At 71.3% G+C, this 10,455-nt stretch carries 11 protein-coding genes; 4 read left to right on the top strand and 7 right to left on the bottom strand.

Features of this window, described 5'->3' with window-relative positions; genetic code table 11:
- Positions 1-92: 92 nt before the first annotated feature.
- Positions 93-1,229, bottom strand: a complete 1,137-nt coding sequence (locus VIM26_RS16735; protein ID WP_331953211.1) for a mannose-1-phosphate guanylyltransferase — start codon at positions 1,227-1,229, stop codon at positions 93-95.
- A 175-nt stretch (positions 1,230-1,404) separates the two neighbouring features.
- On the opposite strand from VIM26_RS16735, the gene sdhC reads away from it, so the two are divergent.
- The 4 genes from sdhC to VIM26_RS16715 all read left to right on the top strand — a co-directional run bounded on the left by sdhC (position 1,405) and on the right by VIM26_RS16715 (position 4,935).
- Positions 1,405-1,785, top strand: coding sequence for a succinate dehydrogenase, cytochrome b556 subunit (gene sdhC, locus VIM26_RS16730; RefSeq protein ID WP_331953209.1), 381 nt, complete (start codon positions 1,405-1,407; stop codon positions 1,783-1,785).
- Positions 1,785-2,234 (top strand): succinate dehydrogenase, hydrophobic membrane anchor protein, encoded by a 450-nt coding sequence (sdhD, locus tag VIM26_RS16725; RefSeq protein ID WP_331953207.1) that lies wholly within the window; start codon positions 1,785-1,787, stop codon positions 2,232-2,234. The genes sdhC and sdhD overlap by 1 nt, the downstream gene beginning before the upstream one ends.
- Positions 2,235-2,314: 80 nt before the next feature.
- Positions 2,315-4,180 (top strand): succinate dehydrogenase flavoprotein subunit, encoded by a 1,866-nt coding sequence (gene sdhA / locus VIM26_RS16720; protein WP_331953205.1) that lies wholly within the window; start codon positions 2,315-2,317, stop codon positions 4,178-4,180.
- The gene (locus tag VIM26_RS16715; protein ID WP_331953203.1) at positions 4,180-4,935 is read left to right on the top strand and encodes a succinate dehydrogenase iron-sulfur subunit; all 756 of its coding nucleotides are present in this window, start codon (positions 4,180-4,182) and stop codon (positions 4,933-4,935) included. Before sdhA ends, VIM26_RS16715 begins: the two co-directional genes overlap by 1 nt.
- A gap of 93 nt (positions 4,936-5,028) precedes the next feature.
- Here VIM26_RS16715 and VIM26_RS16710 read toward each other — a convergent pair whose 3' ends face one another.
- The 6 genes from VIM26_RS16710 to VIM26_RS16685 form a co-directional block, all read right to left on the bottom strand.
- Entirely contained in the window at positions 5,029-6,057 is a 1,029-nt protein-coding gene (locus VIM26_RS16710; RefSeq protein ID WP_331953201.1) for a YihY/virulence factor BrkB family protein, read from the bottom strand.
- A gap of 10 nt (positions 6,058-6,067) precedes the next feature.
- Complete coding sequence (locus VIM26_RS16705) at positions 6,068-6,652, bottom strand: 2'-5' RNA ligase family protein (protein WP_414696503.1); 585 nt, start codon at positions 6,650-6,652, stop codon at positions 6,068-6,070.
- Positions 6,653-6,654: 2 nt separating this feature from the next.
- The gene (gene trpS / locus VIM26_RS16700) at positions 6,655-7,704 is read right to left on the bottom strand and encodes a tryptophan--tRNA ligase (protein ID WP_331953197.1); all 1,050 of its coding nucleotides are present in this window, start codon (positions 7,702-7,704) and stop codon (positions 6,655-6,657) included.
- 85 nt (positions 7,705-7,789) lie between these two features.
- On the bottom strand, positions 7,790-8,254 hold the full coding sequence (locus tag VIM26_RS16695; RefSeq protein WP_331953195.1) for a twin-arginine translocase TatA/TatE family subunit: 465 nt from the start codon (positions 8,252-8,254) through the stop codon (positions 7,790-7,792).
- 19 nt (positions 8,255-8,273) lie between these two features.
- Entirely contained in the window at positions 8,274-9,611 is a 1,338-nt protein-coding gene (locus VIM26_RS16690; RefSeq protein ID WP_331953193.1) for a S1C family serine protease, read from the bottom strand.
- Positions 9,598-10,455: zf-HC2 domain-containing protein (locus VIM26_RS16685; RefSeq protein WP_331953191.1), on the bottom strand; the 858-nt coding region annotated here is incomplete at its 5' end. The genes VIM26_RS16690 and VIM26_RS16685, both read right to left, overlap by 14 nt.

Raw genomic sequence — 10,455 nt, 5'->3', positions numbered from 1 at the left:
AACGTCCGAGCGTTGACGTCCTATAGGACGTCAACGCTCGGACGTTACGGGGCAAGAGGTGACCTCTCGGGGGGGTGTCGCGGGTCGGGTGGTCAGAGGAGGTCGGTGCGGCCTTGGGTGCGTAGGGCTTGGACTACGTCTTTTACTTGCTGGGCTCTTGCTCTTGTTGTTACCAGGAGGGCGTCGGGGGTGTCGACTATGACCACGTCGTCCAGGCCTAGGACGGCGACCATGCGGCCGGCGGACGGCACCACGAGGGAGCCGTAGGAGTCCAGGCGCACGACGGAGGCGTCGTCACCGAGCACGCGCGCGTTGTCGTCGTTGGCCTCGAGCGGGGCAAGCAGCGCGCTCAGCGAGGCGAAGTCGCCGATGTCGTCCCAGCCGAAGTCGCCCGGCACGACCGCGACCCCGCCGGCGGCGGCGACCGGCTCGGCGATCGCGTGGTCGATGGCGATCTTCTCCAGCCCGGGCCACACGTCGGCGAGCACCTGGGCACGCTCGGAGGTGTCCCACGCGGCGGCGAGCTTGCGGACGCCGTCGTGCAGGGCGGGGCGCTGGGCGGCGAGGTGGTCCAGCAGCACGCGCGCGCGCACCAGGAACATGCCGGCGTTCCAGCGGTACTCCCCGGTCGCGAGGTATGCCGCGGCGGTCACGACGTCCGGCTTCTCGGTGAAGCCGAGCGCATGCCGGGCGCTGGGGGCGCCGTCGAGGTCGAGGGAGTCCCCCGAGTGCACGTACCCGAAGGAGGTCGCGGGGTGCGTGGCGGCGATGCCGACGGTGACGACGTAGTCCGCGAGGGCCGCCTCGACGCCCTCGCGCACGGCGCGCTCGAACGGTGAGGCACCGTGGATGACCTGGTCCGCCGCGAAGGAGCCGAGCACGACGTCGCCGCCGTGCCGCGCGGCCAGCACGGCCGCGGCGAGCCCGATGGCGGCCATCGAGTCGCGCGGCGAGGGCTCGGCGAGCACCTCGTCCGCGCCGACCCCGGGAAGCTGGGCCCGGACTGCCTCGACGTGCCGCTCGCCGGTCACCACCATGACCCCGCCCGGCTCGGTCAGCGGGGTGAGGCGGTCGACGGTCGCCTGCAGCAGGGTCCGTCCCGACCCGGTGAGGTCGTGCAGGAACTTGGGGTGGCCGGACCGCGACAGCGGCCACAGGCGGGTACCGGCGCCGCCTGCGGGGATGACCGCGTGGAAGCCGGGGATCGGGCCGTCGGAGGTGTACGTCATGGGTTCAGGGTAGTGAAGGCGGCCCGTGGGGAATTCCGTGTGGACTTGGTCACAAACGCTCCATTACCACGCCTCGCCACGCCGAAGCCGGGACAGACCATCATGACCGGGTCAGTACAGTGAACGAAGAAACGCCGACGTCGTCGTCATCACTTCGTGCCTCAGGAGGCCCACTGTGCCAAGTGTCCCAGCCGGCACGCTGTACCGCGGCCGTGAAGGCATGTGGTCGTGGGTCGCGCACCGCGTGACCGGTGTGCTGATCTTCTTCTTCCTGCTCGTGCACGTGCTCGACACCTCTCTCGTACGGCTCTCCCCGGAGACCTACAACGAGATCATCGGCACGTACAAGAACCCGATCATGGGCCTCGGCGAGGCCGGCCTGGTCGCCGCGATCGTGTTCCACGCGTTCAACGGCATCCGGCTGATCCTGATCGACTTCTGGGCCAAGGGCCCGAAGTACCAGCAGCGGATGCTCTGGATCGTTGTGGGCCTGTTCGTCGTGACGATGGCGGGCTTCCTGCCGCGGCACCTGATGCACGTCTTCGGGGGCAACTGATGAGCGCATCGGTCATCGCGGATCCGGGCGCGGCCTACCGCCGCCGCAAGACCACGCGGGGCAACTTCGAGCTCTACGCGTGGATCTTCATGCGCGCCTCGGGCGTGGTGCTGGTGATGCTGATCTTCGGGCACCTGTTCGTGAACCTGTTCGCGGGCAAGGGCATCCAGGCCATCGACTTCGGCTTCGTCGCCGGCAAGTGGGCCTCGCCGTTCTGGCAGCACTGGGACCTGCTGATGCTGTGGCTCGCGATGATCCACGGCTCCAACGGCGTGCGCACGATCATCAACGACTACGCCGAGCGGGACGGACTGCGCCTGGTCCTCAAGCTCGCGCTGTACACCGCGTTCGTCGTCGTCGTCGTGCTCGGGACGCTCGTGATCTTCACCTTCGACCCGTGCCCGCCCGGCCAGCCGGCGAACCTGCTGCCCTCGTTCTGCCACGCCTGACCGACGACGGCGCCGCGAGGCGCCGTCGTCCGGGTTCCAGTAGGCCCCGACCACCCCGTCACAGGAGATAACGACCCCAGATGCAGACACACCAGTACGACGTCGTCATCATCGGTGCCGGTGGCGCCGGGATGCGTGCCGCGCTCGAGTCCTCCAAGCGCACCCGCACGGCCGTGATCTCCAAGCTCTATCCGACGCGCTCGCACACGGGAGCGGCGCAGGGCGGCATGTGCGCCGCCCTCGCGAACGTCGAGGAGGACAACTGGGAGTGGCACACGTTCGACACCGTCAAGGGTGGGGACTACCTCGTCGACCAGGACGCCGCGGAGGTGATGGCCAAGGAGGCCATCGACGCGGTGATGGACCTGGAGAAGATGGGCCTGCCGTTCAACCGCACGCCCGAGGGCAAGATCGACCAGCGCCGGTTCGGCGGCCACACCCGCAACCACGGCGAGGCCGCCGTGCGCCGGGCCTGCTACGCCGCGGACCGCACCGGGCACATGATCCTGCAGACGCTCTACCAGCAGTGCGTCAAGAACGATGTCGAGTTCTTCAACGAGTTCTACGTCCTGGACGTGCTCCTCTCGGAGGACCTCACCTCGGGCACCGTGGCCGACGGCGACGAGGTCAAGGTCTCCGGGGTCGTCGCCTACGAGCTGGCGACCGGCGAGATCCACCTGTTCCGCGCGAAGTCGGTCGTGTTCGCGACCGGCGGCGCCGGCAAGATCTTCAAGACCACCTCCAACGCGCACACCCTCACCGGTGACGGCATGGCGCTGGCCTACCGGCGCGGCCTGCCGCTGGAGGACATGGAGTTCTTCCAGTTCCACCCGACCGGCCTCGCGGGGCTCGGCATCCTGCTCTCGGAGGCCGCGCGCGGGGAGGGCGGGATCCTGCGCAACGGCGACGGCGAGCGGTTCATGGAGCGCTACGCGCCCACGATCAAGGACCTCGCGCCGCGCGACATCGTCTCGCGCGCCATGGCCAACGAGGTGCGCGACGGCCGCGGCGCCGGTCCGGACAAGGACTACCTGCTGCTCGACCTGACCCACCTCGAGCCGGCGCACATCGACGCGAAGCTGCCGGACATCACGGAGTTCGCCCGGACCTACCTCGGCATCGAGCCGTACACCGAGCCGATCCCCGTCTACCCGACCGCGCACTACGCGATGGGCGGGATCCCCACCAACATCACCGCGAACGTGCTGCGCAACAACACCGACGTGGTCAGCGGCCTGTTCGCGGCCGGTGAGGTGGCGTGCGTGAGCGTGCACGGCTCCAACCGGCTCGGCACCAACTCGCTGCTGGACATCAACGTGTTCGGCAAGCGCGCCGGGATCGCGGCCGCCGAGTACGCGATCGGCGCTCAGTGGGTCGAGATGCCCGACGAGCCCTCGGTCGGCGTGGTCGCCGAGCTCGAGGAGATGCGGGCCCGGCCCTCGGGCGAGCACGTCGCCGTCGTGCGCCGCGAGCTGCAGCAGACGATGGACACCAACGCCCAGGTCTTCCGGACCGAGGAGTCGCTGACCACAGCGCTCGCCGACGTGCGCGCACTGCAGGAGCGGTACCGCAACGTGAGCGTCCAGGACAAGGGCCGCGGGTTCAACACCGACCTGCTGGAGGCGCTCGAGCTGGGCTTCCTGCTCGACGTCGCCGAGGTGGTCGTGAGCGGCGCACTGAACCGCGAGGAGTCCCGCGGCGGGCACTTCCGGGAGGACTTCCCGGACCGTAACGATGCCGAATACATGCAGCACACGATGGCGTACCGCCGGCCCGTGGCGGTGGCCCGTTCGGAACCAGCAGCCGCTCCTGAAACCGCGGAGCCGCCGGGTCCGAGGGTCTCCGTGGGCGGGCCGGGTGCCTCCAAGCCCGGGACGTTCGACGTCGTCCTGGGGTACAAGCCCGTCGTGATGACCCGCTACGAGCCGATGGAGCGTAAGTACTGATGGCATCCACCGTCGCGGCGCCGCCCGCCGTCCCCTCGTTCGACGTCACCCTGCGGATCCGGCGCTACAAGCCGGACGACTCCGAGGGCGGCGAGACCGAGGCCTACTGGGAGGACTTCACCGTCAGCGCGCGCGGCAGCGACCGCGTGCTCGACGCGCTGCACAAGGTCAAGTGGGAGCTCGACGGCTCGGTGACCTTCCGCCGCTCGTGCGCGCACGGGGTGTGCGGCTCGGACGCGATGCGGATCAACGGTCGCAACCGGCTCGCGTGCAAGGTGCTGCTGAAGGACCTGAACCCGAAGAAGCCGATCACGGTCGAGCCGATCAAGGGCCTGCCCGTGCTCAAGGACCTCGTGGTCGACATGGAGCCGTTCTTCGCCTCGTTCCGCGAGATCATGCCGTTCCTGATCACCACCGGGAACGAGCCGACCAAGGAGCGGATCCAGTCCTCCGCCCAGCGCGAGCGGTTCGACGACACCACCAAGTGCATCCTGTGCGCGGCGTGCACCACCTCGTGCCCGGTGTTCTGGACCGACGGGCAGTACTTCGGGCCCGCCGCGATCGTCAACGCGCACCGGTTCATCTTCGACTCGCGCGACGAGGGCGCCGAGCAGCGCCTGGAGATCCTGAACGACAAGGAGGGCGTCTGGCGCTGCCGCACGTCCTTCAACTGCACCGAGGCCTGCCCCAGAGGCATCGAGGTCACCAAGGCGATCGCCGAAGTAAAGCGAGCCATGATCACCCGAGCCTTCTAGCCCCTCGCCGAGAAGTCGATTTCCGCCCATCCGATCGCCTCCGGATGGGCGGATTTTGACTTCTCGGCGGAGTTTTCGCAGGCGACGGGGAGATCAGTCAGCAGCTGCGGGTTGCTGGGGCGGGGGGTTGGCCGTCCAGGCGGCGGCCAGGAGGACGATCCGGGCGTTGAGGTTGATCCAGATCAGCAGGGTCACCAGGACGGCGAAGGACGCCAGCAGGGCGTTGTTGCCGACGCTGCCGGCGACGACGCTCGTGCCCAGCAGCCGCACGACGCCGATCCCGGTGGCGGCGATCAGGGCACCCCGGCGCAGGTCGCGGGCCGGCGGGTGCAGGCCGGCCAGGAGGACCACCAGCAGCACGAACGTCAGCGCGTCCACCGCGAACGCGACCGCGATCCCGACCACGGTCCCGCCGATGCGCAGCAGCCCGTAGCGGCCCGACGGGTCGACCAGCGCGAACAGCCACTGCAGCGCGCTCGTGGTGGCGATGCTCAGCGCGGCGGATCCGAACACCGCCACGGCCATCCCCGCGAACCCGGCCAGCTCGCGCAGCTTGCCGACGACGGCGTTGCCGGCTTGCCCCCGCTCGTCGAACATGGCCCGCAGCGCCGTGCGCAGCGCCGCCATGCACGTGGTCGCGCTGAGCAGCAGCACGACGACGGCGATCACGCCCGTCACATTGAGCCCGGCGCTCAGCACGAGGTCGGAGGGTTTGACGAGGCCGTGCCCGCTGCCGGTGTCGATCAGCCCGGGCAGGGACGTGTCGAGGGTCTCGAGCACCTTGGCGCGCAGCGCCTGGTTGCGGCCCAGCACGGCGGTGAACACCGTGTACCCGATCGTCAGGGCCGCGAAGACGGAGAACAGCGCGGCGTAGGCGATCCCGCCGGTCAGCACCCCGCCGCCCGCCGCCCCGAACCGGGCGTTGGCCCGGGCCGGTCGAGTCCGCTGCCACCACGCCAGCAGGGCCTTGACCCGGGCGGTCAGGGTGGCGAGCCCGCCCGGCCTCGCCCGCGCGCCGGCCGCGACCTCCTGCGTACTCGACGCAGCCGCGACGTGCGCCGACCCGGCCCCGGTCGGCGCCGTGGCGTCATCGGCGCGGCCCCGCCGCAGGGTTCGGCTCATGCGCAAAACCCTACGAGCCCGAGCGCTCCCGGGCACGCGGAGCGGTCGTCCGGGTGCCGCCGGTACCGGTCAGCAGGTAGTCACGCACGGGGCGCCAGACGCTGTCGTCGCCGTGCTCGTAGAACTGGAAGCCGCTCACCACGAACCGCGCCTCGAAGCCGGCCATCTCGTCGAACGCGCGGTCGAGCGAGGGCTCGGGCACCTCGTGGGCGACGGTCACGTGCGGGTGGTAGTTGAACCGGAGGTCTTGGTGCAGGGGTCCGGTTCGCACCGCGGACTCGAGCCGCTCGCACTCTCCGATGCCCTCCACGACCTGCATGAACACCACGGGCGAGACCGGCCGGAACGTCCCCGTGCCGCGCAGGTGGAGCACGAACGGTCGCGACGCCGTGGAGACCCGGGCGAGGTGCGCGGAGACCGTCGCCATCTCGTCGGGCTCGACGACGGTGGGGCCGAGCAGGGTGATGTGCGGCGGGATGTCACGCGCCAGCGGGTCACCGAAGCGCGCCCGAGCGTGCTGGAGCACCGACCCGTACGGCTCGGGGACCGTGATGGCGACCCCGATCCGCATCTGCGTGCCGGCCCGCTCGGGCATCCTCACGAGCGGTGCCCGCGGGCGGGCAGCAGCCCGACCCGGTCGTAGATCCGCGCGAGCGTGCCCGCCGCGATGTCGCGCGCGCGCTCGGCGCCGTCCGCGAGCACGTCGTCGAGCACGGTGGGGTCGGCGAGGTAACCGGCGTACCGCGCCTGGAACGGGGCGAGGAACTCCACGACGACGTCGGCCAGGTCCTTCTTCAGGTCGCCATAGCCCTTGCCCTCGTACTCGGCCTCGAGCTTCGGCACCTCCGTGCCGGTCAGCGCGGAGAAGATGGTCAGCAGGTTCGACACCCCCGGCTTGGCCTCGGTGTCGAAGCGGACCTCCCGGCCGGTGTCCGTCACGGCCGACCGGATCCGCTTCGCGACGACCTTCGGGTTGTCGAGCAGCTCGATGATCCCGTTCGGGCTCGACGCCGTCTTGCTCATCTTGGCGGTCGGTTCGGCCAGGTCATAGATCTTCGCGGTCGCCTTGACGATGTGCGGCTCCGGGACGACGGCGGTCCCCGCCCCGAAGCGGGTGTTCAGCCGCTGGGCGAGGTTCCGCGAGAGCTCCAGGTGCTGGCGCTGGTCCTCGCCGACCGGCACCAGCTGCGTGTCGTACAGCAGGATGTCGGCGGCCATCAGCATCGGGTAGGTGAACAGCCCGACCGACGTGCCCTCGGACCCGTACCGCGCGGACTTGTCCTTGAACTGCGTCATCCGCCCGGCCTCACCGAACCCGGTGTGGCAGCTCAGCACCCAGGCGAGCTGGGCGTGCTCGGCGACGTGCGACTGCACGAACAGGATCGAGCGCTCGGGGTCGACGCCCGCGGCGAGGTACTGCGCCGCGGTGCTCCGGGTGCGCTGGCGCAGCACGGCCGGATCGGAGACGACCGTGAGCGCGTGCAGGTCCACCACGCAGTACAACGCGTCGTGGTCCTCCTGCAGCGCGACCCAGTGGGTCAGGGCGCCGAGATAGTTGCCCAGGTGCAGGGAGTCCGAGGTGGGTTGCATCCCCGAGAAGATCCGTGGGCGCAGGGCAGGTGTCGAGGAAGACAACACTGTGGACATTTGTCCATTCTGGCAGGTGCATGGGAGTGCTTCGGACGGGTCGCCGGCGCCTGCTGCGCGCGCCTTGCGCGAGGTGGACGGTGGGTCAGGTGGCCTCGTCGTCGTACGGGGTGCCGGAGACGTCAGCCTCGCCGGTCGTCGCTCCGGCCTCGGGGGTACCGGCGGTGCCTGCGGCGTCGGAGGTACCGGCGGCGCCTGCGGCCTCCGCCGCGCCCGACCCGGCCACGGCCGCACCCGCAGCCACGCCCGCGGCCGACGACGCGGCAGTGGCTCCGGCCGGTCCGCGCACCTGTGGGGTGTCGTCGAGCAACGCCTCGCGCACGATGCGGCGCGGGTCGTAGCGCCGCGGGTCGAGCGCGGTCCAGTCGACGTCGGCCCCGTTGTCGCCGAGCTCCTCGTCGACCCGGGCCTTGGTGGTCTTCAGCACACCCCTCAGCGTGCGCACCCACGAACCCAGCTGCTCGGCGTACTTGGGCAGCCGTTCGGGACCGACGATGACGACGGCGACGATGAGGAGCAGCAGGAACTCACTGCCGTTGATATCGAACACCCCGTCAGGTTACGCGCGTTCACTTGCTGGTCGCCTCGTCGAGCACGACCCGGACCTTGCGCTCGGGTGCGGAGCCCGATCGGACCCGGAGCGTGATCGTGTCGCCCGGCGCCTTCGCGCGGATCGCCACGACGAGCTCGTTCGGCTCGGTGACCGGACGCGCGTCGATCGACAGGATGATGTCGCCCTTGCGGATCCCCGCCTTGTCCGCGGGTCCGCCGGAGCTGACCGGTTCCTGCCCGCGCTGGGGCTCGGTGGCGACCTTGACCCCGACCCCGGTGTAGGTCTGGTCGAGCAGCACGCCGACGACTGGGAAGGTCGCCCTGCCCGTCTCGATCAGCTCGGTCGCGGTGCGCCGCGCCTGGTTCGAGGGGATCGCGAAGCCGAGGCCGATGCTGCCCGCAACGACCGTGCCCGCTCCCGGCGGCTGGGCGATCGCCGAGTTGATCCCGATGACCTCACCCGCGGCGTTCACCAGCGGCCCGCCGGAGTTGCCGGGGTTGATCGCGGCGTCGGTCTGGATCGCGTTGATGAAGGCCGTGTCGGTGCCGGCGCCGGCCGAGACGGGCCGGTTCAGCGCACTGATGATCCCGGTCGTGACGGTGCCCTCGAGCCCGAGCGGGGCGCCCGCGGCGAACACCGGGTCGCCGACCGCGACGTCGTCGGAGTTCCCGAGCACGAGCGGGACCAGGCCGGTGCGCTTGACCTTGATCACCGCGAGGTCGTAGTCCCCGGTTCGCCCGACGATCGTGGCCGGCTCCCGTGTCCCGTCCGCGAACAGCACCTCGATCGTGTTGCCCGGCTCGACTCCGTCGGCGACGACGTGGTTGTTGGTGAGCAGGTAGCCGTCCTGGCGCAGCACCAGTCCCGACCCGGTCGAGGTGCCGAGCGGGCCGGCGACCTGGATCGACACGACGCTCGGCAGCACGCGAGCGGCGAGGCCCGCGACGGAGTCGGCCGGGCGCTGGGCGCCCGTGGTGACCACCGGGGCCGGCAGGCCGGCGTTCGCGAGGCGCCCGCCGCCGAGCAGCCGCTCGCCCGCGACACCGCCGACACCGCCCGCGACGAGCGCGAGGACCAGCAGCGGGACGATCCAGCCGGCGCTCAGCGCGCGGCGCGGGCGACGGTGTTCCGGCGGCAGGTACGGCGACCCACCGTGCCCGTTCGGCCCGTCCGGGAGCGGGTAGGAGGCCCACGGTGGCGGGGCGCTCCACGGTGCCGGACCGGGCTGGGCACCGGCCGGCGCGAATGCCGGCGGGGCCTGGGGTGGCGGGCCCGGCGAGGCGAACGCGCTGGACGACGGCGGCGCGAACGGGTTCGGACGGGGCTGGTCGGTCGGCGGCTCAGGATTCGTCATGGGCGCGCGAGGCTCCTGTCACCAGATCCCAACCACGCGCCAGCCGCGCGACCGGGCCGTCGTCGTAGCCGTCGGCCGGGAACCCGCCCACGAGCGCGGTCACACTCGGTGTGGCCGCCTCCGAGACGACCGACACGATCGTGTCGCCGGACTGCCAGACCCCGTGCCAGGGCTGGCTGGTGAGCACGTAGACCATCCTGTCGCCGACGGCGTGCCGGCGCACCCCGGTGAGCGCTGCGCCGTCGAGCCGTCCGCGCTGCTCGGTGAGCACCATGTTCCCGTCCGGCCCCGCGAGGTCGACCTCGAGCACCGATCCCGCGTCGCCGACCAGGCGCGCCGCGGTGACCTCGTACCCGGTCGGCAGGCCGGCCGGGCAGGTCCAGTCGGTGCCGCTCATCCAGCGCAGCACGGCGGCTTCGGTCACCCCACCGTTGCCCTGCGACGTGCCCGACGACGACGCGGCGTTCGAGATCTGAGCCGCGAGCTCGGGGGCCAGCGTCCCGGACGCGGTGCCGCCCGGCCCGCGTGCGTGACCGAGCATCGACAGGGCCTGCGCCGGGTGCAACGTCGGGACGACGCTGGGCTCACCGCCCAGCACGAACAGGACCATCGCGAACACACCGAGACCCGCGAGGGACCCGGCCGCCAGCCGCAGACCGGGGCGCTGCCGCGGGTTGAGCTCGCCGCTGAGCGCGCGCGCCGGGGTCGCGTAGGCGGACATGCCGAGCGGCACGACCCGCCGTCGTCGTTCGGGATCCGGCGACTCGTCGCCCGACGGCGCCGGCCCGGCCAGCGCGAGCAGGCGCGCGGTGAGGTCGGGCGCCGGTTCGACGTCGCGCGCTCC

This window comes from Pengzhenrongella sp. (assembly GCF_036565025.1).
Lineage (GTDB): Bacteria > Actinomycetota > Actinomycetes > Actinomycetales > Cellulomonadaceae > Pengzhenrongella.
Note: the sequence above shows the minus strand (reverse complement) of the source record. Positions and strands in the feature narration are given on the sequence as shown.